The sequence below is a fragment of the Streptomyces himastatinicus ATCC 53653 genome (assembly GCF_000158915.1).
Taxonomy (GTDB): Bacteria; Actinomycetota; Actinomycetes; order Streptomycetales; family Streptomycetaceae; genus Streptomyces; species Streptomyces himastatinicus.
On record NZ_GG657754.1, the window covers coordinates 1,219,145 to 1,220,344 of the forward strand.

General features: G+C 69.3%; 1 protein-coding gene. It reads right to left on the reverse strand.

Annotated elements, in window-relative coordinates:
- The coding region (locus tag SSOG_RS04525) for a glycoside hydrolase family 2 protein (RefSeq protein WP_039936563.1) at positions 1–1,200 on the reverse strand (1,200 nt) is incomplete at both ends.

The following is a 1,200-nucleotide window of genomic DNA, read 5'->3' on the forward strand; positions in this document are numbered from 1 at the left end:
GTAGAAGTAGCCGAAGTACTCGTTGAACCCGATCACATCGGCGAGGTCGAAGGCGGGGTCGTTGCTGGTGTTGGAAGCCCAGGTCACGGGACGGGCGGTGAGGTCGACCGCGTTCACCGCCGCCTTGAGATCGGCGAGCCAGGCTCGGTAGACCGGGGCTCCGTCGGTGTCGATCTCCGACTCGTTCTGCAAGCCCCAGAGGATCACCGACGGGTGATTGTGCTGGTTCCACGCCATGGCCAGGGCCAGGGCCCGGGCGAGGCCGTAGCGCTCGGTCTGAAGCTTTTCCTGGGAGGTGTTGAGCCACATCGTGTCGATGTCGTCCATCACCATCACACCGTGCTCGTCCGCCCAGTCGTAGACGTACGGATGACGGTTGTAGACGCAGTTGCGGATGAAGTTGGCACCCAGGGCGGGGATGTGGCCCAGTTCCCTGTCGTACTCGGCCGGCGTCATCGACCTGCCGTGGGTGCCGGTCTCCTCATGCCAGTTGAGGCCCTTGAGGAAGAGGGGCTTTCCGTTCAGCCGCAGCCGCGCGTCCGCCACGGACAGGTCACGCACCCCGTAGACCGCGGACAGGGTGTCCACCCGCGGGCCGCCGGGCTCGGTGGCGGTCAGCGTGGCGCGTGCCGTGAGTGTGTGCGGCGAGCCCGGGCTCCACCGTGGCGCGCGGGGTACGGGAACCGAGGCGCGTACGACGCCGACCGACCGGGCCGGTATCCGGGCCGTGACAACGGTGGGCCGGGCCCCGCTGCCGCGGCCGGGGTCCAGCGTGAGCCGGCCGTCGAAGCCGGAGGCGCCGTGGTTCTCGACGACGGCCCGTGCCTCGACCCTCCCGTTCGCGCCGGACACGAGCAGCTTGGCGATGGTGACCCGCGGAACCGCCTCGATCCAGGCGGACCGGGTCAGGCCCGCATAGGGCCAGTAGTCGACCGGCTTGTACGGGATCTCGTGGTCGTCGGTGACCGGCTGCGGAGTCGAGGCCGTGTAGTCGGTGTAGCTCGCCCGGCGGAAGACCCGCACCACGATCGTCTGGCGGGTCCCCGGCCTGATCGCCCCTTCCACCGGAAGCGCGAAAGGCGAGTTGGCGCCTTCGTGCTTGCCGAGGTAGGTGCCGTCGAGCCAGACCTCGGCGCTGTAGCCGACGGCCAGGAAGGCCATGCGCACATGGCGGGCACGCCAGGATCCGGGCACGTCGAC